General features: G+C 70.0%; 20 protein-coding genes and 1 pseudogene. 15 read left to right on the top strand and 6 right to left on the bottom strand.

Annotated features, from left to right (window positions below; all coding sequences use genetic code 11):
• Positions 1 to 229: 229 nt before the first annotated feature.
• From kdpF to ACH4VO_RS12205, 10 genes are all read left to right on the top strand, one after another.
• Positions 230 to 319 carry a K(+)-transporting ATPase subunit F gene (gene kdpF, locus ACH4VO_RS12250; protein ID WP_037631509.1) on the top strand — a complete coding sequence of 30 codons (90 nt, stop codon included), beginning with the start codon at positions 230 to 232 and terminating at the stop codon, positions 317 to 319.
• Between the two features lie 6 nt (positions 320 to 325).
• A complete protein-coding gene (gene kdpA / locus ACH4VO_RS12245; RefSeq protein WP_360988152.1) occupies positions 326 to 1987 on the top strand; it encodes a potassium-transporting ATPase subunit KdpA in 1662 nt (553 codons plus the stop codon).
• Complete coding sequence (gene kdpB, locus ACH4VO_RS12240; protein WP_398440934.1) at positions 1984 to 4125, top strand: potassium-transporting ATPase subunit KdpB; 2142 nt, start codon at positions 1984 to 1986, stop codon at positions 4123 to 4125. The genes kdpA and kdpB overlap by 4 nt, the downstream gene beginning before the upstream one ends.
• Positions 4126 to 4146: 21 nt before the next feature.
• Entirely contained in the window at positions 4147 to 4833 is a 687-nt protein-coding gene (locus ACH4VO_RS12235) for a potassium-transporting ATPase subunit C (protein WP_360988150.1), read from the top strand.
• Positions 4834 to 4925: 92 nt separating this feature from the next.
• The gene (locus ACH4VO_RS12230) at positions 4926 to 5660 is read left to right on the top strand and encodes an ABC transporter ATP-binding protein (RefSeq protein ID WP_360988148.1); all 735 of its coding nucleotides are present in this window, start codon (positions 4926 to 4928) and stop codon (positions 5658 to 5660) included.
• Between the two features lie 202 nt (positions 5661 to 5862).
• Positions 5863 to 8406, top strand: a complete 2544-nt coding sequence (locus tag ACH4VO_RS12225) for a DUF4118 domain-containing protein (RefSeq protein WP_360988146.1) — start codon at positions 5863 to 5865, stop codon at positions 8404 to 8406.
• A 55-nt stretch (positions 8407 to 8461) separates the two neighbouring features.
• Complete coding sequence (locus tag ACH4VO_RS12220; protein WP_360988144.1) at positions 8462 to 9154, top strand: response regulator; 693 nt, start codon at positions 8462 to 8464, stop codon at positions 9152 to 9154.
• An 85-nt stretch (positions 9155 to 9239) separates the two neighbouring features.
• Positions 9240 to 9656: an OB-fold nucleic acid binding domain-containing protein gene (locus ACH4VO_RS12215; RefSeq protein ID WP_360988142.1), complete on the top strand. Its 417-nt coding sequence runs from the start codon at positions 9240 to 9242 to the stop codon at positions 9654 to 9656.
• A gap of 3 nt (positions 9657 to 9659) precedes the next feature.
• The gene (locus ACH4VO_RS12210; protein WP_360988140.1) at positions 9660 to 10439 is read left to right on the top strand and encodes a DUF3159 domain-containing protein; all 780 of its coding nucleotides are present in this window, start codon (positions 9660 to 9662) and stop codon (positions 10437 to 10439) included.
• A gap of 142 nt (positions 10440 to 10581) precedes the next feature.
• The gene (locus ACH4VO_RS12205) at positions 10582 to 11427 is read left to right on the top strand and encodes a DUF4158 domain-containing protein (RefSeq protein ID WP_360988138.1); all 846 of its coding nucleotides are present in this window, start codon (positions 10582 to 10584) and stop codon (positions 11425 to 11427) included.
• A gap of 129 nt (positions 11428 to 11556) precedes the next feature.
• Here ACH4VO_RS12205 and ACH4VO_RS12200 read toward each other — a convergent pair whose 3' ends face one another.
• Together ACH4VO_RS12200 and ACH4VO_RS12195 are read right to left on the bottom strand one after the other, a co-directional pair.
• On the bottom strand, positions 11557 to 12348 hold the full coding sequence (locus ACH4VO_RS12200; RefSeq protein ID WP_360988136.1) for an ABC transporter permease: 792 nt from the start codon (positions 12346 to 12348) through the stop codon (positions 11557 to 11559).
• Positions 12345 to 13307 carry an ATP-binding cassette domain-containing protein gene (locus ACH4VO_RS12195; protein WP_360988134.1) on the bottom strand — a complete coding sequence of 321 codons (963 nt, stop codon included), beginning with the start codon at positions 13305 to 13307 and terminating at the stop codon, positions 12345 to 12347. Before ACH4VO_RS12195 ends, ACH4VO_RS12200 begins: the two co-directional genes overlap by 4 nt.
• A 208-nt stretch (positions 13308 to 13515) precedes the next feature.
• Here ACH4VO_RS12195 and ACH4VO_RS12190 point away from each other — a divergent pair, with 208 nt between their 5' ends.
• On the top strand, positions 13516 to 14250 hold the full coding sequence (locus ACH4VO_RS12190; RefSeq protein WP_360988132.1) for a helix-turn-helix domain-containing protein: 735 nt from the start codon (positions 13516 to 13518) through the stop codon (positions 14248 to 14250).
• Positions 14251 to 14559: 309 nt separating this feature from the next.
• A complete protein-coding gene (locus tag ACH4VO_RS12185) occupies positions 14560 to 15429 on the top strand; it encodes a recombinase family protein (protein WP_360988130.1) in 870 nt (289 codons plus the stop codon).
• Positions 15430 to 15763: 334 nt separating this feature from the next.
• Here the strand turns inward: ACH4VO_RS12185 and ACH4VO_RS12180 are convergent, their stop codons facing one another.
• Positions 15764 to 16441 carry a TrkA family potassium uptake protein gene (locus ACH4VO_RS12180; protein ID WP_360988128.1) on the bottom strand — a complete coding sequence of 226 codons (678 nt, stop codon included), beginning with the start codon at positions 16439 to 16441 and terminating at the stop codon, positions 15764 to 15766.
• Positions 16441 to 17109 carry a TrkA family potassium uptake protein gene (locus ACH4VO_RS12175; RefSeq protein WP_360988126.1) on the bottom strand — a complete coding sequence of 223 codons (669 nt, stop codon included), beginning with the start codon at positions 17107 to 17109 and terminating at the stop codon, positions 16441 to 16443. Before ACH4VO_RS12175 ends, ACH4VO_RS12180 begins: the two co-directional genes overlap by 1 nt.
• A 508-nt stretch (positions 17110 to 17617) precedes the next feature.
• On the opposite strand from ACH4VO_RS12175, the gene ACH4VO_RS12170 reads away from it, so the two are divergent.
• Positions 17618 to 19669 (top strand): APC family permease, encoded by a 2052-nt coding sequence (locus ACH4VO_RS12170; RefSeq protein WP_360988124.1) that lies wholly within the window; start codon positions 17618 to 17620, stop codon positions 19667 to 19669.
• Between the two features lie 113 nt (positions 19670 to 19782).
• A complete protein-coding gene (locus ACH4VO_RS12165) occupies positions 19783 to 21168 on the top strand; it encodes a TRAM domain-containing protein (protein ID WP_360988122.1) in 1386 nt (461 codons plus the stop codon).
• 664 nt (positions 21169 to 21832) lie between these two features.
• Here ACH4VO_RS12165 and ACH4VO_RS12160 read toward each other — a convergent pair.
• Both ACH4VO_RS12160 and ACH4VO_RS12155 read right to left on the bottom strand, forming a co-directional pair.
• Positions 21833 to 22249, bottom strand: a complete 417-nt coding sequence (locus ACH4VO_RS12160; RefSeq protein ID WP_360988120.1) for a PIN domain-containing protein — start codon at positions 22247 to 22249, stop codon at positions 21833 to 21835.
• The gene (locus ACH4VO_RS12155; RefSeq protein WP_360988118.1) at positions 22246 to 22509 is read right to left on the bottom strand and encodes a CopG family transcriptional regulator; all 264 of its coding nucleotides are present in this window, start codon (positions 22507 to 22509) and stop codon (positions 22246 to 22248) included. Before ACH4VO_RS12155 ends, ACH4VO_RS12160 begins: the two co-directional genes overlap by 4 nt.
• Before the next feature lie 107 nt (positions 22510 to 22616).
• On the opposite strand from ACH4VO_RS12155, the pseudogene ACH4VO_RS12150 reads away from it, so the two are divergent.
• Positions 22617 to 23011 (top strand): annotated as a pseudogene (locus ACH4VO_RS12150) (transposase); the annotation flags it as partial.
• Positions 23012 to 23068: the final 57 nt, after the last annotated feature.

Here is a 23068-nt window from a genome sequence, read left to right as displayed (position 1 = left end):
GTGCCTGTACAGGGCGCGTAAGGGGCGCGTACGGGCGGCGTCAAGGGTGGGGCGGCCGCCGTAAGGAAGGTGTCAACGCAGGTCGCGGAGGCCGCGGGCGGGCGTTTGCTACTGGGGTCCCACACACCGACCTCATCCAGGAGCACACGATGGCCGACGTGGCCTTCGTCGTCACCACCGTCGCGGTATTCGCGTTGGTGGCCCTCGTCGCCCGAGGGGCGGCCCGGCTGTGACCGCCGAGAACATCACCGGCCTCGTCGTGGCCGTGGCCCTGCTGGGCTATCTCGTCCTCGCCCTCCTCCACCCGGAGAGGTTCTGAGCCGGTATGAGCCCCGTCCTCGCCGGTGCCCTCCAGTTGCTCGCGCTCGTCGCGGCCCTGGCACTGGCCCACCGTCCGCTCGGCGACCACATGGCCCGGGTCTACTCCTCCTCGCAGCACCTGCGGGCCGAGAAGTGGGTCTACCGGGCCGTGGGTGTCGACCCCGGCACCGAGATGCGCTGGCCCGCCTATCTGCGCGGCGTTCTCGCGTTCTCGGCCGTGAGCGTCCTCTTCCTCTACCTGCTGCAGCGGCTCCAGGGCCTGCTGCCCGGGTCGCTCGGCTTCGCCTCGATCGGTCCCGACCAGGCGTTCAACACGGCGGCGTCCTTCGTCACCAACACCAACTGGCAGTCGTACGCGGGCGAGCAGGCCATGGGCCACGTCCTCCAGACCGGCGGCCTGGCGGTGCAGAACTTCGTCTCCGCGGCGGTCGGCATGGCCGTGGCGGTGGCCCTGGTGCGGGGCTTCACCGCCCGCACGGGGGCCCTCGGCAACTTCTGGGCCGACCTCGTGCGCGGCGTCGTACGGATCCTCCTGCCCCTCTCCGTGGCGGGGGCGGTCGTCCTGGTCGCCACCGGCGTCATCCAGAACTTCTCCGGCATCCACGAGGTCGGGCAGTTCACCGGCGGTGCCCAGCAGTGGAACGGCGGCGCCGTCGCCTCCCAGGAGGTCATCAAGGAGCTCGGGACGAACGGCGGCGGCTACTTCAACGCCAACTCCGCCCACCCGTACGAGAACCCCGGCGGACTGTCCAACCTGTTCGAGATCTTCCTCATCCTGGTCATCCCGTCCGCACTGACCCGGACCTTCGGCCGGATGACCGGCTCACCGAGACAGGGGTACGCGATCCTGGCGGCCATGGCGGCCGTCTGGCTGGGCTTCACGGCCCTGATGATGTGGACCGAATTCGCCCACCACGGGCCCGCGTCGGACATCGCGGGCGGGGCGATGGAGGGCAAGGAGACACGGTTCGGCATCGCCGGATCGTCGCTCTTCGCCGTGGCCACCACCTTGACCTCCACCGGAGCGGTCAACTCCTTCCACTCCTCGTACACGGGCCTGGGCGGCGGGATCACCATGCTGGGCATGCAGCTCGGCGAGGTCGCGCCCGGAGGTGTCGGTTCGGGGCTCTACGGCATGCTGGTCATGGCCGTCGTCACGGTGTTCCTCGCGGGGCTGATGGTGGGCCGGACGCCCGAGTACCTCGGCAAGAAGATCGGCATCCGCGAGATCAAGTTCGCGGCGTGCTACATCCTGATCACTCCCGCCCTGGTCCTCGGCTCCACCGCGGTCGCCATGGCCCTGCCGACACCGGCCACCTCCATGAGGAACCCGGGGGCGCACGGCTTCTCCGAGATCCTCTACGCCTACACCTCGGGCGCCAACAACAACGGCTCCGCGTTCGCGGGCCTCGACGCGGACACCCAGTGGTTCAACACCACCCTCGGCATCGTGATGCTGCTCGGCCGCTTCCTGCCGATGGTCTTCGTCCTGGCACTGGCCGGCTCACTGGCCCGGCAGCGTCCCGTACCCCCGACCGCCGGGACCCTCGGGACGCACCGGCCCCTCTTCAGCGGGCTGCTCGTCTGCACCCTCATGATCGTCACCGGTCTGACCTACTTCCCGGCCCTCGCGCTGGGACCGCTGGCCGAAGGGCTGGCGTCATGACCGACTTCTCCGAGCGGGAGGACCCGATGTCCCTCATCACTCCGGCCCAGAAACCGGCCCGAAAACCGGCGCAGGACGCGGCCACCGGAGGGGGCCCGGACAGCGGGCGGGCCGCCGCCGGACTCTTCGACGCCCGGCAACTGGTGCGGTCGCTCCCCGAAGCGGTGCGCAAACTCGATCCCCGGGTCATGGTCTCCTCCCCGGTGATGTTCGTGGTGCTGATCGGATCCGTGCTCACCACGGTCCTCGCGGCGCTCGATCCCACCGACTGGTTCGGCTGGGCCGTCACCGCCTGGCTGTGGCTGACCACGGTCTTCGCGAACCTCGCCGAGGCGGTGGCGGAGGGCCGCGGCAAGGCGCAGGCGGAGTCCCTGCGCAGGGCGCGGACCGGAACGGTCGCACGCCGTGTCATCGGCGGGAACGAGGAGCGCGTCCCCGGCACCGACCTGCGCGTCGGCGACCTGGTGGTCTGCGAGGCCGGCGACCTCGTGCCCGGCGACGGTGACGTCGTCGAGGGTGTGGCGAGCGTCGACGAGTCGGCGATCACGGGGGAGTCCGCACCCGTGATCCGGGAGTCGGGCGGCGACCGCAGCGCCGTCACCGGCGGGACGAGGGTCCTCTCCGACCGGATCGTCGTGAGGATCACCACCAGGCCGGGCGAGACCTTCATCGACCGGATGATCGCACTGGTGGAGGGCGCCGCCCGGCAGAAGACCCCCAACGAGATCGCGCTCAACATCCTCCTCGCCTCGCTCACCGTCGTCTTCCTGCTGGCGGTCGTGACCTTGCAGCCGTTCGCCGTGTACGCGGGCCAGGAGCAGTCGGTCATCGTGCTGACGGCCCTGCTGGTGTGCCTCATCCCGACGACCATCGGGGCGCTGCTCTCCGCCATCGGGATCGCCGGTATGGACCGCCTCGTCCAGCGCAACGTCCTCGCCATGTCGGGGCGCGCCGTCGAGGCCGCGGGAGACGTGTCCACCCTGCTGCTCGACAAGACGGGGACCATCACGCTGGGCAGCAGACAGGCCGCCGGGTTCCTGCCCGTGGAGGGGGTCACGGAGGCCGAACTCGCCGAGGCCGCCCGGCTGTCGTCGCTGGCGGACGGGACGCCGGAGGGCCGCTCGGTCGTGGCACTCGCCGAGGAGTGCCGCGAACCCGGGGAACCCCGCCGGGGGAAGCCGGAGGGTGCCGAGTGGGTGGCCTTCACCGCGCAGACCCGGATGTCCGGCGTGGACCTCGCGGACCGCCGGGTACGCAAGGGCGCCGCCGGCTCCGTCATCGCCTGGGTCACCGGACGCGGCGGAAGCGTGCCGCCGGACGCGGGACCGCTCACCTCCCGGATCGCGGAGGCCGGCGGCACCCCGCTGCTGGTGGCCGTGGACGACCACCGTGGCGCCCGGGTGCTGGGCGTGATCCACCTCAAGGACGTCGTCAAGCCCGGGATGCCGGAACGGTTCGCCGAGCTGCGCCGCATGGGCATCCGCACCGTCATGATCACCGGGGACAACCCGCTGACCGCGAAGGCGATCGCCGAGGAGGCGGGGGTCGACGACTTCCTCGCCGAGGCGACGCCCGAGGACAAGATGGCCCTCATCGAACGGGAGCAGGCCGGCGGCAGGCTCGTCGCGATGACCGGGGACGGGACCAACGACGCCCCCGCGCTGGCCCGGGCGGACGTCGGCGTCGCCATGAACACCGGCACCTCGGCGGCCAAGGAGGCCGGGAACATGGTGGACCTGGACTCCGACCCGACCAAACTGATCGAGATCGTCGCCATCGGCAAGCAACTGCTGATCACCAGGGGCGCCCTGACCACGTTCTCGATCGCCAACGACGTCGCGAAGTACTTCGCGATCATCCCGGCGATGTTCGCCGCCGTGTACCCGGGCCTGGAGCGGCTCGACATCATGGGCCTGTCCTCGCCCCGGACCGCGATCCTCTCGGCCGTGATCTTCAACGCGCTGATCATCGTCGCGCTGGTGCCGCTCGCTCTGAAGGGCGTCCGCTACCGGCCGGCCGGAGCCGACCGGATGCTCCGCCGCAACCTCGGCGTGTACGGGCTCGGCGGGCTGGTCGTCCCCTTCGCCGGCATCAAGATCATCGACCTCCTCCTCACCCTCATTCCCGGACTGCGCTGAAACCGGAGCCTGCTGACCGTCATGAACACTTCCGCGGGAACCACCGCCCGACTCCTCGGAGCGGGGCTGCGCGCCCTGCTCGTCCTGACCGTCCTCTGCGGAGTCGTCTATCCGCTCGCCGTCACCGGCCTCGCCCAGGCACTCTTCCCCGGCAAGGCCAACGGCTCCGCAGTCTCCGTGGACGGCAGGACCGTCGGTTCGAGCCTCATAGGCCAGCGCTACGACCTGCCGCTCGCGGACGGGCAGGAGACGGCGGAACCGGACCTCACCTGGTTCCAGCCCCGCCCGTCCGAGGGCCTGGGCACCAACAGCGTCAACACGCGCTACCGGCTGCTCCTCTCCGGTGCCACCAACCTGTCCGCCGACAACGAGGAGCTGATCGCACGGGTCACCGCGGCCAAGGCCGCCGTCGTCGCGGACAACTCCGTCCCCGGCCGCCCGGTCGACCCCGCCGACATACCCGCCGACGCCGTCACCTCCTCCGGGTCGGGCCTCGACCCGCACATCTCGCCGGCCTACGCCGAACTCCAGGCCCCCCGCGTCGCAGCCCGGAACCATCTGCCCGCCGACCGCGTCGTCCGGCTCGTACGGGAGCACACGGACGGCCGGATCCTCGGATTCATGGGGGAGCCGCGGGTCAACGTCCTCGAACTCAACATCGCCCTGAAGGAGCTGGTAGACCGCTCGCCGACCCCTGAGAGCCCGTAGTCCCCCGAAGCATTGCCCGGCCGACCGCCCCACGGACATACTGGCGGCGATCAAGGAGCGGTACGTACGGCGCGTACGCACGGGGGAGAGCGATGACACGGAGCACCGGCGGACAGAGCGGCACGGCATTGGCCGAGAGCCCGGCCGGCGGGCCCATGGTGCGGGTGGAGAACCTGCACCGCTCGTTCGGGACCGGCGCCACCGCCGTACACGCCCTGCGCGGGGTCTCCTTCGAGGTCCCGCGCGGGGAGCTCGTCGCGCTCAAGGGCCGCTCCGGATCCGGCAAGACGACGCTGCTCAACCTGGTCGGCGGCCTCGACAGCCCGGACGAGGGCCGGATCACCGTCGACGGCACCGTCCTGTCCGAGCTGGGTGAGGACGGACTGCTGGAGCTGCGCCGGGAGCGGATCGGGTTCATCTTCCAGTCGTTCGGCCTGATCCCGATCCTCAGCGCGGCGGAGAACGTCGGCGTACCCATGCGGCTGCGCAAGGCCGACCCGCGCGAGCGTGAGGAACGGGTGGCCCTGCTGCTCTCCCTGGTGGGCCTCGCCGACCACGCCCGGCAGCGGCCCGGTGAGCTCTCCGGCGGGCAGCAGCAGCGCGTCGCCATCGCCCGCGCGCTCGCCAACCGGCCCGCGCTGCTGATCGCCGACGAGCCGACCGGGCAGCTCGACGCGGAGACGGGCCTCGCGGTCATGGAACTGCTGCGGGCCGTCGTGCGCGGCGAGGGCGTCACCGTACTCGTCGCCACCCACGACCCCCAGTTGCTCGGCTTCGCCGACCGGGTCCTGGAACTGAGCGACGGGCACATCGTCGAGCACGGGTAGCGGGGCGGCGGGGGCGAGAAGCCCGAGACCGGAGCGGAGTGCCCGCGTGCCGCGGCACGCGCGGGGGCGCCCCTGCCCGCGTCAGAATCCTGTCAATACGGACCCGGCAGCCGACCCGGGGCCCGCACGGCGGAGATGCCCGGGGTAGCTTCTGAAGTGGCTCCCGCGTCGGCGGGAGCCGTTCAGAGAAGACAATGGGGCCATGGCACGCGGCACGCTACGGATCTACCTGGGCTCGGCACCGGGGGTCGGCAAGACGTACGCGATGCTGTCCGAGGCCCACCGCCGGGTGGAGCGTGGCACGGACTGCGTCGTCGGTTTCGTGGAGCACCACGAGCGGCCCCGCACCGAGGTGCTGCTGCACGGCCTGGAGCAGGTACCCCGCCGCGCCATCGAGTACCGCTCCGCCGTGTTCCGCGAGATGGACGTCGACGCCGTCCTGGAGCGCGCGCCGGCCGTGGCGCTGGTGGACGAGCTCGCCCACACCAACGTGCCGGGGTCCCGCAACGCCAAGCGCTGGCAGGACGTCGAGGAGCTCCTGCAGGCCGGCATCGACGTGATCTCCACCGTCAACATCCAGCACCTGGAGTCCCTCGGCGACGTCGTCGAGGCGATAACGGGCGTACGCCAGCAGGAGACCATTCCCGACGAGGTGGCCCGCAGGGCCGACCAGGTGGAGCTCGTCGACATGTCGCCCCAGGCACTGCGCCGGCGCATGGCCCACGGCAACATCTACCGGTCCGACAGGGTCGACGCGGCCCTCTCCAACTACTTCCGCCCCGGCAACCTCACCGCCCTTCGGGAACTCGCCCTCCTCTGGGTCGCCGACCGGGTCGACGAGTACCTCCAGCAGTACCGGGGCGAGCACGACATCAGCACCCCCTGGCAGGCCCGCGAGCGCATCGTCGTAGGCCTGACCGGCGGCCCCGAGGGCCGTACGCTCATCCGACGCGCGTCCCGGATGGCGGCCAAGGGCTCCGGCAGCGAGATCCTCGCCGTCTACATCGCCCGAAGCGACGGACTGACCTCCGCCTCGCCCAAGGAACTCGCCGTCCAGCGCACGCTCGTCGAGGACCTCGGCGGCACCTTCCACCACGTCATCGGCGACGACATCCCCTCCGCCCTGCTGGCCTTCGCCCGTGGCGTCAACGCCACCCAGATCGTCCTCGGATCCAGCCGCCGCAAGGCATGGCAGTACGTCTACGGGCCCGGCGTCGGCGCCACCGTCGCCCGTGAGTCCGGCCCGGACCTGGACGTCCACATCGTCACGCACGAGGAAGTGGCCAAGGGGCGCGGACTGCCCATCGCCCGCGGCGCCCGGCTCAGCCGCACCCGCATCCTGTGGGGGTGGGCGGTCGGCGTCGGCGGACCGGTGGCCCTGACCCTGCTCCTGAGGGGGCTGGAGAACGGACCCGGGCTCGCCAACGACGTCCTGCTCTTCCTCTTCATGACCGTCGGCGCCGCCCTGCTCGGCGGGCTGGCCCCCGCACTCGCCTCGGCCGCGGCCGGCTCGCTGCTCCTCAACTACTGGTTCACGCCCCCCACCCACACCCTGACCGTGCAGGACCCGGAGAACTTCGTCGCCATCGTGATCTTCTTCGCGGTGGCCGTCGCGGTGGCCTCGGTCGTGGACCTGGCGGCCCGCAGGACCCATCAGGCCGCACGGCTGCGGGCCGAGTCGGAGATCCTCTCGGCCCTGGCCGGAAGCGTCCTGCGCGGCGAGACGGCCCTGGACGCCCTCCTGGACCGCGTCCGGGAGACCTTCGCCATGGAGTCCGTCGCGCTGCTGGAGCGGCAGAGCGACGTGGAGCCGTGGACCTGCGCCGGATCCGTCGGGCCCGCCCCGGTGGCCCGGCCCGAGGACGCGGACGTGGACATGCCCGTCGGCGACCACATGGCCCTCGCCCTCTCCGGCCGCGTACTGCCCGCCGAGGACCGCCGGGTGCTCGGGGCGTTCGCCGCGCAGGCCGCCGTCGTACTGGACCGCCAGCGGCTGGTGGACCAGGCCGAGGGCGCCCGCCGCCTCGCCGAGGGCAACCGGATCAGGACGGCCCTGCTCGCCGCCGTCAGCCACGACCTGCGCACCCCCCTGGCCGCCATCAAGGCCGCCGTCAGCTCCCTGCGCTCCGACGACGTGTCCTGGTCCGACGCGGACGAGGCCGAGCTCCTGGCGGGCATCGAGGACGGCGCCGACCGCCTCGACCACCTGGTCGGCAACCTGCTCGACATGTCACGCCTGCAGACCGGCACCGTCACCCCCCTGATCCGCGAGATCGATCTCGACGAGGTCGTCCCCATGGCCCTGGGCGGCGTACCCGAGGGCAGCGTCGACCTCGACATCCCCGAGACGCTCCCGATGGTCGCCGTCGACCCGGGGCTCCTGGAGCGGGCCGTCGCCAACATCGTCGAGAACGCGGTCAAGTACAGCCCGGACCGGGAGCGCGTCACCGTCGCCGCCAGCGCCCTGGGCGGACGCGTCGAACTGCGGGTGGCCGACCGGGGCCGAGGCGTCCCCGACGAGGGCAAGGGGCGCATCTTCGAACCCTTCCAGCGGTACGGCGACGCCCCGCGCGGCGCGGGGGTCGGCCTCGGGCTCGCCGTCGCCCGCGGCTTCGTGGAGTCCATGGGCGGCACGCTGGACGCCGAGGACACCCCCGGCGGCGGACTCACGATGGTCCTCACGCTGAAGGCGGCACGCGGGCACGTGCGGGACGGCCCCGGGCTGCCCGTGCACGTCACCTCATGAGGCACCCGGGGCACACCGCCGCCCCCTACACACATTCAGGAAAGGCAGGGCCCCGATGACCCGGGTGCTTGTGGTGGACGACGAGCCGCAGATCGTACGGGCCCTCGTGATCAATCTGAAGGCGCGCGGCTACGAGGTGGACGCGGCGCCCGACGGGGCGACCGCCCTGCAGCTCGCCGCCGCCCGCCACCCCGACGTCGTCGTCCTCGACCTCGGACTCCCGGACATGGACGGCGTCGAGGTGATCAGCGGCCTGCGCGGCTGGACCCGCGTGCCGATCCTCGTGCTCTCCGCCCGTCACACCTCCGACGAGAAGGTCGAAGCCCTGGACGCCGGTGCCGACGACTACGTCACCAAGCCCTTCGGCATGGACGAACTGCTGGCCCGCCTGCGCGCGGCGGTACGCCGTGCCGAACCGGTCGGTCCTGACGGCGCAGGCGACCTCGGGGTGGTGGAGACCGAGGGGTTCACGGTGGACCTGGCGGCGAAGAAGGTCCACAGGGAGGGCCGGGACGTGCGGCTCACCCCGACGGAGTGGCACCTGCTGGAGGTCCTCGTCCGCAACGCCGGCCGCCTCGTCGGCCAGAAGCAGCTGCTGCAGGAGGTCTGGGGCCCCTCCTACGGCACGGAGACCAACTATCTGCGGGTCTACATGGCGCAGCTGCGCCGAAAGCTGGAGACCGATCCCGCGCACCCCCGGCACTTCGTGACCGAGCCGGGCATGGGCTACCGCTTCGAGCGCGGCTGAACCCGGTCCCGTCCGAGCGTGTCGCCCGTCCGGGTGACATCCTGGCCGCCCCGCTCGTACCACAGGGGACCGGTACCCTTCGGGTATGAGCGCTGTTCCCCGATTCGAGAAGTCAGGCAGGGCGGAGAAGCCGTCCGGCCGCTTCCGCCGCATGCTCGGCCGGCTGTCCAGCTCCCAGGAGGACCTGGAGTCCGAGGAGCTGCGGAAGGACGCGCACGCCTCGGGCTGTACCCGCATCTCCGAGTGCACGGACCGGCAGATCGTCAAAGTGACTGGTACCTTGCGGACCGTCACCCTGCGCCCGCGGGCCGGAGTGCCCGCACTGGAGGCGGAGCTCTTCGACGGCACGGCGCCGCTCGACGTGGTCTGGCTGGGCCGGCGTTCCATCGTCGGCATCGAGCCGGGCCGCAAGCTCATCGCCTCCGGCCGCATCGCCATGAGCCACGGGCGCCGGGTGCTGTTCAATCCCAAATACGAACTCCGACCGCTCGGCAAGGAGTAGCCGGTGACGTCTTACGACAAGCCGACGTCCGACACGGACCAGTCCCACCGCACCGACCAGCAGGACGCCGCCGCCAAGGCGGTCACGGAGGCAGCGCTCTTCGAGGCCTTCGGCGGGGTGCGCGGCATGGTGGAGACAGTCCTGCCCGGGCTGCTCTTTGTCACGATCTTCACGATCGACAAGAACCTGCACGTCTCGGCCATCGCCGCCCTCGCCGTCTCGCTGGTCCTCGTCGTCGTACGGCTGGTCCGCAGGGACACCGTCAAGCACGCCTTCAGCGGTGTCTTCGGTGTGGCCTTCGGTGTGGTCTTCGCGATGATGACGGGCAACGCCAAGGACTTCTACCTGCCGGGCATGCTGTACACGCTCGGCCTGGCACTCGCCTACCTCGTCACGAGCGCAGCCGGGGTGCCGCTCATCGGCCTGATCCTCGGCCCGGTCTTCAAGGAGAACCTCTCCTGGCGGACGAGGAACCCCGGCCGGAAGAAGGCCTACGCGAAGGCGAGCTACGCCTGGGGGCTGATCCTCCTCGCCAAGTGCGCGATTCTCTTCCCGCTGTACTGGTGGGCGGACACGGCGCAGCTGGGCTGGGTGCTGGTCGCGCTCAAGATCCCGCCGTTCCTGCTCGCGGTGTACCTGACCTGGGTCTTCCTCGCCAAGGCGCCGCCACCCATCGACGTCTTCGCCGAGATGGAGGCGGAGGAGGAGGCCGAGAAGGCCCGCAAGGCGGCGCGCGACGCGCAGGCGGCGCAGGCTGCCGAGGCCCGCGGCTACGAGGCCTGAGCGGCAGCACGCGTACACGGCCTCGGTGTCCTAGCTCGGACACCAGCCGCAAAGTAGGTCGTGGGTAGCAAGGCGAATCCCGTTTCCCGGTCTTGGGCACCGTCGTTGGTCTGATCGAGTGATCGAGGCCAAAGGAGCGGGCGTGCGGCAAGAGTGGTCGCCAGAGGAGCTATTGGCGAACTGGACGCTGGTAGACGGTGACTGGGGCTTGGTGGCGAACAAGAGCGGGGCGACCCGGCTCGGCTTCAGCCTGTTGCTGAAGTTCTTCGAGCTGGAGGGCCGGTTTCCCGATGTGCTGGAAGAGGTCCCGCCGGCCGCGGTGGAGTACGTCGCCGATCGGGTGAAGGTCCCGGCTACCGACTTCGCGAAGTACACGCTGGTCGGCCGGACTGCCGAATACCACCGGAAGCAGATCCGCGAGGCCCTGGGGTTCCGGCCGTCGACGGTCGCGGACGAGAAGGCGCTGGCGGAATGGCTGGTCGTGGAGGTCTGTCCGGTCGAGCTGGTGGAGGACCGGCAGCGCGAGGCCCTGCTGGTCGAGTGCCGGGCTCGGAAGATCGAGCCGCCGGGTCGGACCCGGGTCGAGAAGGTCCTCGTCGCGGCGCGAGGCAGGTGGGAGAAGACGTTATGCGCCCGCACGATCGGCCGCCTGGGAGAGGCGGGTACGGCTCGACTGCTGTCCCTGGTGGCAGAGGACAACGAGTCGGGTACCGCCCTGCTGGCCGCGCTCAAGCGCGACCCTGGCGCGGTCGGCCTGGACTCCCTACTCACGGAGATCACCAAGCTCAACGACATGCGCAAGCTCGGGCTGCCCGATGGGCTGTCGCGGACTGCTCGGAGAAGCTGGTGGCCGCCTGGCGGGCACGGGCGATCAAGATGTACCCCTCGGACTTCCGCGACACGAGCGAGGACGTACGGATCACCCTGCTCGCGGCGCGGTGCTTGTCCCGGCAGGCGGAGATCACGGACGCCTTGGTCGACCTGCTGATCGCCTTGGTCCAGAAGATCAACGCCCGCCGGGTTTCATTGACCCGGCGCCCGACCCTCCGAGCCGGCCTCGAATCCGAGCGGACTCATCTCGACCGGCCAGGTGGTCAATAGCCGACAACTAAGCCGCTCACTGCGTGGGCTCACGGTTGTAGAGCTTCTTGGCCCACAGGTAGCCGCCCAGGGCGATCAGGGCGCACCAGCCGATGGCGAGAATCGCGTTGTTGCCGATCGGGGTCCCCATCAGCAGCCCGCGCAGGGTCTCGATGAACGGGGTGAACGGCTGGTAGTCGGCGAACCATTGAAGCCCGGCGGGCATCGAGTCGGTGGGGACGAATCCGCTGCCCATCATCGGCAGGATCATCAGTGGTGTCAGCATGTTGCTCGCGGCTGCGACGCTCTTGGCCATGATGGCCAGCGCGACAGACAGCCAGGTGAGGGCGAAGATGATCAGCACGAGCACGCCGATCACGCCGAGCCATTCGCCGAAGTCTGCGGTGGGCTCGAAGCCCACCAGCAGTGCGATGCCGGTGACGATGGCCATGCTCAGCAGGGTCTGGGCCAGGCTGCCCAGCACGTGGCCGGTGAGCACCGAGACCCGGGCGATGGCCATGGTGCGGAACCGGGCGACGATGCCCTCGGTCATGTCGAGGGCTACCGAGATCGCGGTGCCCTGGGCCGCGGTAGCCGCGGTCATCAGGATGACGCCGGGGACGACGTAGTTCACGTAGGTGTCCCGGCCGCCCGACGGTCCGCCGAGGCCGCTACCGAGGATGCCTCCGAGGACGTAGACGAACAGCAGCAGGAAGACCACCGGGACCCCGGCGGCGGTGAGGGTGAGCGTCGGGTAGCGCAGCATGTGCCGCAACTGGCGGCGCAGCATGGTCATCGAATCGGTGAAGGCGTGGGTGGCGCTGCTCATCGGACGGGCTCCTGTTCCGCCACGGGGTTGCCTGTCAGCGCAAAGAAGACATCGTCGAGATCGGGGGTGTGAACCTGGAGTTCTTCTACGGTGATCGAGACGCGGTCGAGCCAGTCAAGGAGTACGCGCAACGACTGGACGTCGCCCTGGCCGGCGACCTGCAGAGTGAGTGCCTCATCGTCGCGGGACACCACGTCCAGGGTCTGGGCCGCGTAGTCGTGGCCGCATGCATCGGCGAACCGCAGGGTGATGTGGCCGCCGCCGACCTGCCGCTTGAGCTCCTCTGCCGTGCCCTGGGCGACGATCTTTCCCTGGTGCAGCACCGCGATCCGGTCGGCGAGCTGGTCGGCCTCGTCGAGGTACTGGGTGGTGAGGAAGATCGTGACGCCTTCGTCGGTCACCAGTCGGCGGATGATTTCCCACATGGTCCGCCTGCTGCGCGGGTCGAGGCCGGTGGTCGGCTCGTCGAGGAAGATCACCCGCGGTCGGCCGACCAGCGTCATCGCGAGGTCCAGGCGGCGGCGCATCCCGCCGGAGTACGTCACCGCGGGCTTGCGGGCCGCGTCCACCAGGTCGAATCGCGCCAGCAGGTCGGTGACGCACTGCCGCCGTTCCTGGCGGGGCAGGTGGTGCAGGTCGGCCATCAGGAGCAGGTTCTCCTCGCCGGAGAGGAAGCCGTCAACCGCGGAGAACTGGCCGGTGACGCCGATCGCGGCACGGACCGCCTCCGGGTCACGGACCACGTCGTGGCCGGCGACCTGGATGTCGCCGGCGTCAGCGCGGATGAGCGTGGACAGGATTTGCACCATGGTGGTCTTGCCTGCGCCGTTCGGCCCGAGTAGCGCGAAGACCGATCCTGCAGAGATGCCGAGGTCGATGCCGCTCAGCACCATGTGGTCGCCGTACGCCTTGCGTACTGCGGTCGCCGAGAGGGCGGGGGGACCGAGGTTGGTGGTCATGGGTTCGCTTCCGTCGATGAGCGTTCAGCTGGCCTTCATGCTTCAGTAATAGTTGCGTTGCATACATTGATTCGTCAATCATGTTCACATGAAGCAACGACATAAACGCAGGTAGATAAGGTAAATCGTTGCACGATGGGTTCCAGATAATGCAACGGGAGGGCGTTGCATTAAGCTGGTTCGGACGTCGAACAGTGGAGGACGCCCAATGCCCGGCGACCGACTCACGCTCCAGGACCGGCAGCAGATCGCCGCGGGGCTGCGCGAGGAGCTGACCTACGCCGCCATCGGCCGCCGCATCGGGCGGCCGACTTCGACTGTCACCCGCGAGGTGATGCGCAATGGCGGGCCGCGCGGCTACCGCGCCGAGGCGGCACACCGAGTGGGCGCAGGGCACATGCATCAGCGCAGGACCCCCGCGTCGGCGACCTCACCGGGAAGGGGCGACCTCGGCGGGCGCGATCCGCGGATCGTGGACGAGGTGGGCGCGCAGAGCGTGGAGCTGATGATTCAGGCCGGGCTCCCGCAGATGATGGCCAAGGTGCTCGCCGCGCTGTTCACCACCGACAGCGGCGGCCTCACCTCTGCGGACCTCGTGCGACGCCTGCGGGTCAGTCCGGCCTCCATCTCCAAGGCCATCGCTTATTTGGAGAACCAGGCACTCGTCAAGCGCGAGCGCGACCCCCGCAGCCGCGCCGAGCGCTACGTCATCGAAGACGACGCGGTGTTCACATCCATCATGGCCGGCGCGCGCAACCAGACCCGGATCGCCGAAGCCTGCGCGGCCGGAGCCCGGAAGCTTGGCGTCACCACCCCTGCCGGTGCCCGACTGGAGAACACGAGCCAGTTCCTCCGCCACGTCATCGACGACCTGGTCCGCTCGGCCGAGCACTGGCACCAGGTCTACTCCACCCACCCTCGACAGACATCCGAAACCGACTGAGCGGGTCACGACGGCCCCAGGTCTTGCCGCATCGCTTCCGTCACGATGTCCACCGTCACGCCTGACGGCACTGTTCTCTTATTGCTCCGGCCAGGTGGCGCGAAACGCTGCATAATTCCCAGGGCTGAGATCCTCCGAGGGGTCGACATCTTGACAATTTCCCAACCGCATTCGATCCGCAGGGGGCGTTTCATAGGTGGTCGCTCATGAAACACCCGGACGCCCGGCGGTCCACCTGCGGCGATCATGTTTCATGAGTTGTTGCAATGGCTGGACGCCTGAAACACCCTCATGAAACGATCTGGGGTCGTGAGCGATGACTCCAAGCACGTGGAATGGCACAACTGCCCGATGTCCACCTGTGCCGCCCCCGCGGGCTCCCCCTGCCGCACCGGCAAGGGCAAGGTGGCCGTCCAGTACCACACCGCCCGCTTCCGCCTCGTGCCCCAACTCGCCAAGGCGCTCAGCGTGCCGACCCCTGCCATACGCAAGCCGGGGTCGGTGTGGACCGAGTTGCCCCGGCCGGTGAGCGCCGGCGCCGAACCGGTCGGGCACGTCCGCCTCGGTTACGCCCGCGCCTCCACCGCCCGCCAATCCCTCGACGCACAGCTTGACTCCCTCGCCGAAGCCGGGGTGACCCGGGTCTTCTCGGAGAAGATCTCCACCCGCGCCACCCGGCGCCCCGAGTTGGAGGCCGCCGTGAAGTTCGCCGGGGAGATCCGCTCCTCCGGAGTCGCTGTGACCCTTGTCGTCCACGAGCACAAGCAGCTCGGCCGCGGCATCGAACTCGCCATGCTCGCCGAGGAACTGAAGGCGAGCGACGTCGGTCTGGAGTTCCTCACTGGGGAGCTGAAGGGCTCGCACGACCCGTCCGGCATCGTGTTCACCGTGCTCGCGGCCATGTCCGGCATGGAGCGCGAGTACATCCGCGACCGCACCCTCGAAGGCCACGAGTCCGCCCGCAAGCGCGGCAAGACCATCGGCGGCGCGGGCGTCACCGACGAAGACATGCTGTCCATGGCCCTTCACCTGCGCGATCAGGAGATGAGCCTGCGCGACATCGCCAAGCGGCTGGTCATCACAACGGGCGCGAAGAAGGGCCAGCACCCCTCACCTGCCACCGTCATGCGGATGCTGCGTGAACACGACGAGCGGGCCGCCACAGCGGCGAGCGCGTGATCACTCCGCTACTTTGCGGCTGGTGTCTGAGTTAGGACACCGGGGCCTACACGGAGAAGGGCCCGGAACCGTGGGAACGGTTCCGGGCCCTTTGTGGCCCGGGCGCGCGGACCCGGTCGTGCCGGGGCGCACCGTCCGGCCGTGCGCGGGACATGCTCTCCGGTCCACCCGGGGGCGCACCGTCCGGCGCTTCCCACGACGGGCGCCCGGCCGGCCGTCCGGGGACGCGCCGTCGCCCATCCGCCCGGGGCGCGCCGCCCGGTGCTTCCGTGCCCCTGACCGCGGAGCTCGTCGGTCTCCGGCCCGCCGCTCCGGGCAGTCTTCCGCGCGCCGCTCAGTCGCCGGCGGACTCCCGGCGGACCGACAGCAGGTCCTCCAGTTGCTCCTCGCGCGCCTGGGCCGCCACGAACAGCAGCTCGTCACCCGCCTCCAGGGTCTCCTCGGCGTTCGGCGTCAGGACGCGCGTACCGCGGATGATGGTGACCAGCGACGTGTCCTCGGGCCAGGCCACATCGCTGACCCGGGTGCCGGCCAGCGCCGACTCCGGGGGCAGCGTCAGCTCGACGAGGTTGGCGTCGCCATGACTGAAGCGCAGCAGCCGGACCAGATCGCCGACGCTCACCGCCTCCTCGACCAGGGCGGACATCAGGCGCGGCGTCGAGACCGCGACGTCCACGCCCCAGGACTCGTTGAACAGCCACTCGTTCTTCGGGTTGTTCACCCGGGCGACGACCCGGGGGACTCCGTACTCGGTCTTGGCGAGCAGGGAGACGACCAGGTTGACCTTGTCGTCACCGGTCGCGGCGATCACCACGTTGCACCGCTGCAGCGCGGCCTCGTCGAGCGAGGTGATCTCGCAGGCGTCCGCGAGGAGCCACTCGGCCATTGGTACCCGCTCCACCGAGATGGCGGTCGGTGCCTTGTCGATCAGCAGTACCTCATGCCCGTTCTCCAGGAGCTCGGCCGCGATGGAACGTCCTACCGCGCCCGCCCCGGCAATCGACACGCGCATCAGTGACCGCCCTCCTCGGGACCTTGGGCAAAGGCCGCCTCGACCTTCGCGATCTCGTCCGTACGCATCATCACGTGGACCAGATCGCCCTCCTGCAGAACCGTCTGCGACGTCGGCAGTATGGCCTCACCCAACCGGGTGAGGAAGGCGACACGGACGCCCGTCTCCTCCTGCAGTGTGCTGATCTTGTGGCCGATCCAGGCAGGCGTGGTGTGCACCTCCGCGAGCTGCACACCGCCGCTCGGGTCCCGCCACAGCGGCTCCGCGCCCGAGGGCAGCAGTCGTCGCAGCATCTGGTCCGCCGTCCACCGGACCGTGGCCACGGTGGGGATGCCGAGCCGCTGGTAGACCTCGGCACGACGGGGGTCGTAGATGCGGGCCGCGACGTTCTCGACGCCGAACATCTCGCGGGCCACGCGGGCCGCGATGATGTTGGAGTTGTCGCCGCTGCTGACCGCGGCGAAGGCCCCGGCCTCCTCGATCCCCGCCTCGCGCAGGGTGTCCTGGTCGAAACCGACCCCGCTGACCCGCCGACCGCCGAATCCGGAACCGAGACGGCGGAACGCCGTGGGGTCCTGGTCGATCACGGCGACCGTGTGCCCCTGCTGCTCCAGGGTCTGCGCGAGAGCGGAGCCGACACGCCCGCAGCCCATGATGACGATGTGCACCTTGCGCCTACCTCGCCGTCCTGGTCGTCCGGATGACCTGCGAAAACACCCTGCTCACATCTCTCTCTCCGCTTGCGGGGCAAACAACGGGGCAACCACCGATGGCGTTGCCCGGGGTCGAGCTTATGCGGCCGCGCTTCCTCCGCCTCATCCGAGTGTGCGTATCCCCGGCGGCGACGGGCAAAGCGGACCTCGCGAAAGGGCCGCCGGGGCCGGGGGCCCCTTCCGGCCCGGACCGCGGACCCCATCCGACGGCGGCGCGGCTCGGGCCCACCGAGAGTCGTGGTGGCGCGCCCCGCCGGGCCCGTGTGCACCGCGCGTACTGCGCCGTCGTGCGGTCAGGAGCGGACGGGACCCGCCGGGGGTCCGGTCGTCCCGGGCCGGCCGCAAGGATTTCGTTAAGGATTCCATGGACTTTCCCGTGAGGACGGGTAACTATGAAGGTTTTCCGCGGGCCGAAGGGGTGGTGCCTCGGCGGCGTGTCTCGACAGCGTTTACGATCCTCACCGTGTCCAAACTGACCGACGTGCCCAAACGGATCCTGATCGGCCGGGCGCTGCGCAGCGACAAGCTGGGGGAAACACTTCTCCCGAAGCGCATCGCGCTCCCCGTCTTCGCATCCGACCCGCTGTCCTCCGTGGCGTACGCACCGGGAGAGGTTCTCCTCGTGCTCTCCATCGCGGGCGTGTCGGCCTACCACTTCAGCCCGTGGATCGCGGTCGCCGTCGTGGTCCTCATGTTCACGGTCGTCGCCTCCTACCGGCAGAACGTGCGCGCCTACCCCAGCGGCGGCGGCGACTACGAGGTCGCCAACACCAACCTCGGTCCCAAGGCGGGGCTCACCGTCGCGAGCGCCCTCCTCGTCGACTACGTCCTCACCGTCGCCGTGTCGATCGCCTCGGGCGTCGAGAACCTGGGCTCCGCGATCCCCTTCGTCGTCGAACACAAGACGCTCTGCGCCATCGGTGCCATCGTCCTGCTGACGCTGATGAACCTGCGCGGTGTGAAGGAGTCCGGAAAGCTCTTCGCCATCCCGACCTACCTGTTCGTGGCCGGGGTCTTCGCCATGATCCTCTGGGGCGCGTTCCGCGGACTCGTCCTCGGGGAGACCATGCACGCGCCGACCTCGAGCTACGAGATCCGCCCCGAGCAGCAGGGACTGGCGGGCTTCGCCCTCGTCTTCCTGCTCCTGCGCGCCTTCTCCTCCGGCTGCGCCGCGCTCACCGGCGTCGAGGCGATCAGCAACGGCGTGCCCGCCTTCCGCAAGCCGAAGAGCAAGAACGCCGCCACCACCCTCGCGGCGATGGGACTGCTCGCCGTCACCATGTTCTGCGGCATCATCGGCCTCGCCATGGCCACCGACGTGAAGATGGCGGAGAACCCCGCGCAGGATCTGATCCACAACGGGACGGCGGTCGGAGCCGGCTTCGTCCAGGACCCGGTCATCTCCCAGGTGGCCGCCGCCGTCTTCGGTGACGGTACGTTCTTCTTCGTCCTGCTGGCCGCGGCCACCGCGCTCGTGCTCTTCCTCGCGGCCAACACCGCGTACAACGGTTTCCCGCTGCTCGGCTCGATCCTCGCCCAGGACCGTTACCTGCCGCGCCAACTGCACACGCGCGGTGACCGGCTGGCCTTCTCCAACGGCATCGTGCTGCTCGCCGGGGCGGCGATCCTGCTCGTCTGGATCTACGGCGCCGACTCGACCCGGCTCATCCAGCTCTACATCGTCGGCGTCTTCGTCTCCTTCACCCTGAGCCAGACCGGCATGGTGCGGCACTGGAACCGCCACCTGCGCACCGAGAAGGACCCGGCGCAGCGCCGGCACATGGTCCGCTCCCGCGCGATCAACACGTTCGGCGCGTTCTTCACCGGCCTGGTCCTCGTCGTCGTCCTGGCCACCAAGTTCACCCACGGCGCCTGGGTCGCGCTGCTCGGCATGGTGATCTTCTTCGGCACGATGACCGCGATCCGCAAGCACTACGACCGGGTCGCCGAGGAGATCGCGGCGGCCGACACCCCGACCGACGACACCGTCAGGCCCTCGCGGGTCCACTCGATCGTCCTGGTGTCCAAGCTCCACCGGCCCACGCTACGGGCACTCGCGTACGCCAAGCTGGTGCGCTCGGACCAGCTGGAGGCCTTGTCCATCAGCGTCGACCCGGACGAGACCAAGGCGCTCAAGGACGACTGGGAGCGGCGCGGCATCGACATCCCGCTCAAGATCCTCGACTCGCCCTACCGCGAGGTGACCCGTCCCGTCATCGAGTACGTGAAGAGCCTGCGCAAGGACCGCCCGCGCGATGTGATCAGTGTGTACATCCCCGAGTACGTGGTCGGCCATTGGTACGAGCACCTGCTGCACAACCAGAGCGCCCTGCGGCTGAAGGGCCGGTTGCTGTTCACCCCGGGGGTGATGGTGACCTCGGTGCCCTACCAGCTGGAGTCCTCGGAGGCGGCGAAGCAGCGGGCGAGGAGGCGGGCGGACTGGAACGCGCCCGGATCCGTGCGCCGCGGCCCCGTCGAACGGCGGCCCCACAAGGAGTCCGGTACCAAGAGCTGACGCGTCCCCTCCGCTCGTGGTAAGCGGTCGGCCGGCACCCACGTAGACTCGTAGGTTGTTGTCCGGCCGCTTTGCCGTTCCCCGTTTCCCTTGATCTCTGGAGCCACCCCCTCATGCAGAACGAATCCACCTCGTCGCAGGCCAGGGAGCAGCAGGCCGGGGAGCACCGGAGCGGGGAGCAGAGCGGGGAGTCGCTCGTCGGACAGGAGTACGAGGTCGAGGTCGGCCCCGTAGCGCACGGCGGCCACTGCATCGCCCGGACCGACGAGGGCCAGGTCCTCTTCGTGCGCCACACCCTGCCCGGCGAGAAGGTCGTCGCCCGGGTCACGGAGGGCGCGAGCGACTCCCGTTTCCTGCGCGCCGACGCGGTCACGGTCATCGAGGCGTCCAAGGACCGCGTCGAGGCCCCCTGTCCGTACGCCGGCCCCGGCAAGTGCGGTGGCTGCGACTGGCAGCACGCCAAGCCGGGCGCACAGCGCCGCCTCAAGGGCGAAGTGATTGCCGAGCAGCTTCAGCGGCTCGCGGGCCTCACCCCCGAGGAGGCCGGCTGGGACGGCACCGTCATGCCGGCCGAGGGTGACAAGCTCCCGCCGGGCGAGGTGCCCGCGTGGCGCACCCGGGTCCAGTACGCCGTGGACGAGGACGGCAGGGCCGGACTGCGCAAGCACCGCTCGCACGAGGTCCAGCCGATCGACCGCTGCCTGATCGCCGCCCCCGGGGTCTCGGAACTCGGCGTCGAGAAGCGGGAGTGGCCGCAGATGGCCGCCGTGGAGGCCATCTCGGCCACCGGCTCCCACGACCGCCAGGTCATCCTGACTCCGCGCGAGGGCGGCCGGCTCCCGCTGGTGGAGCTGGACAAGCCGGTCTCCGTACTCCGCGTCGAGGAGAAGGACGGCGGCGTCCACCGGGTCCACGGCCGCGCCTTCGTCCGCGAGCGGGCCGACGACCGTACGTACCGCGTGGGCTCCGGCGGCTTCTGGCAGATCCACCCGCAGGCCGCCGACACCCTGGTCCGCGCGGTCATGCAGGGCCTGCTGCCCCGCAAGAACGACATGGCGCTCGACCTCTACTGCGGCGTCGGCCTGTTCGCGGGAGCGATCGGCCAGCGTATCGGCGAGAAGGGCGCGGTGCTGGGCATCGAGTCCGGCAAGCGCGCGGTCGAGGACGCCCGCCACAACCTCAAGGACCTGGAGCGGGTCCGCATCGAGCACGGCAAGGTCGATCAGGTCCTGCCGCGCACAGGCATCACCGAGTGCGACCTGATCGTCCTGGACCCGCCCCGCGCGGGCGCGGGCAAGGCCACGGTCAAGCACCTGTCCTCCTTGGGCGCCCGCCGCATCGCGTACGTCGCCTGTGATCCGGCGGCGCTGGCGCGGGACCTGGCGTACTTCCGGGACGGTGGGTACAAGGTGCGGACGCTGCGGGCGTTCGATCTGTTCCCGATGACGCATCACGTGGAGTGCGTGGCGATTCTGGAGCCTGTAGCAAAGGGGATCTGACCTGCGGTTTTCCTAGGCTGCTCCGGTGCGGTCGGGTGTGCTCGACCTGTTTTCCGAAGTGCAGGACGTGGAGCGTTTCGTAGGTGAACGCCATGTGCCTCACCTGCGGTTTCGCGTAGCGGGCCGCGGGTGGGAGGTACTTCGCCACTGTTTCGCGGAGGCGGTTGAGAAACGTCTTGACGCTCATCCGACGCTGGTTCTGGCGGAGAGTCATGACGCTTGCTCGGTCAACTGTCGAGCTCAAGGCGAAGAACCCTGCACCGCGAAGACGCCGGCGAGCGCCGGGACGGGATTGAGTCAGCTCGTGATCACACGGAAAGTCGTTATCCGTCGCTCGTCGCTCGTCGCTCGTCGCTCGTCGCTCGTCGCTCGTCGCTCGTCGCCCGGCCAACCGGTCCAGGCGGCGCGACCTCCGGCGCGTCAGCTGAGGGCTGCCGGACGGTTGCAGATCGCCAGGTAGGTCCGGGCCCTCGCCACATTCGATGTGAGGTCAGCGACCGAATCGAGCACCAGCCGGTGATCGGTCCAGGGTTTGTATTCGGTCCTCCGCTGCTGGCTTGCCGCAGCCGGCGTCACCCTCGATCGGTAACTGGTCGCTTCCGTGCCAGTTGCGCTATTGGATTCGCGATGGCCGCGTTCCAGGAGGCAAGTGGAGCGGTTCCCGTCAGATCTTGATCACGGTGACCTGCGTCCCGCAGAGGGTGGTGAGGTCCTCCGGGTCGGAGGTGAGCACGGTGGTGGGGCCGGGGGCGGAGAGTGCGGTCGCGGCGAGTATGGCGTCGATGGCGTATTTGTGGCCATGAAGCGCGGCGTCGGCGAGGAGCGTGGCGGCGTGCCGGGCGAGCGGGTCGGTGACCGGTTCCACGACCAGCCGGGAGAGGGTCCACTCCAGGGCGGGACGGTTGATCCGGGGGTGGATGACCTCGACCAGGGTGGCTGCGGAGGTGATGACCCGGAGATCATCGGCGCGGGCGAGGGCGAGCCAGGCGGTGACTGTGCGGTCGCGCAGGACGGCCTTCGCCAGTCCTTCGCTGTCCAGGACGAGGGTGCCGCCCGGGACCGCGGGGGAGGTGCGGGTCACGCGGCGTCCGCCCGGCCCGAGCCCTGCTGCTGCCGGGCCCGGTGGAGCTCGTCGCGCAGGGCCTGGATCTCCTCGTCGGTGATGGGGCTGTGTTCCGCCTCCGCGACGGCGATGAGCTCGTTGAGATTGTCGCGCTCGACCTGACGGGCGACCGCTGCGGCGACGTAGGCGGAGAGGCCGGAGGGGCCGCTGCGGTCGCGGGCGGCCTCGGCGATGTCCTGCGGCATGGTGATGGAGTACTTGCGGGTAGCTTCACTCATGCTACCTATCCTACCGCTGGTGTTCTTCCTGGTTTCGGTGCCGTTCGGACTGCGCGATCAGGCAAGTCCCCGTGAGCTCTGGACGCCCTCGTCGTCCGGGCAGCCGGCAGTCCTTCCTGTGCAGACTCGACCTGGAACACACCTCCAGGATGTTCAAGCAGACGCTGGGCCGGACGACTCCCCAACTCCGCGAGCCGTCCGCCGCCGACCGCTGGACCTGGCTGGTCATCGCCGCCCACACCCGGCTCCGCTTGGCCTGGCCCCTTGCCGAGGACCTGCGCAGACCCTGGGGGCGGACCGCACGCCAAGGACGCCTCACCCCTGCAAGGGTCCGCCGAGGATTTCGCTGACTCCACGGCAAGGCCCCCCACCAGCCGGTGCACCGAAACCCAGCACAGCAGGCCCGGGCCGGCCAATCGGCATGAAGAACAAGCACCGTGCACGCGAACGCACCGTCGGGAAACAGGGCCAACCACACCGCACAAGCAGCAGAGCCGGATAGACGTCAAGCTTGGTTCCGTGCGCGACCGCCGCCCCGGGACGTCCACACCAACATCGC

Source organism: Streptomyces sp. NPDC020780 (assembly GCF_044334475.1).
Classification (GTDB): domain Bacteria; phylum Actinomycetota; class Actinomycetes; order Streptomycetales; family Streptomycetaceae; genus Streptomyces.
The sequence above is the reverse complement of the archived record's forward strand: the minus strand, read 5'-3'. Positions and strand labels throughout refer to the sequence as shown.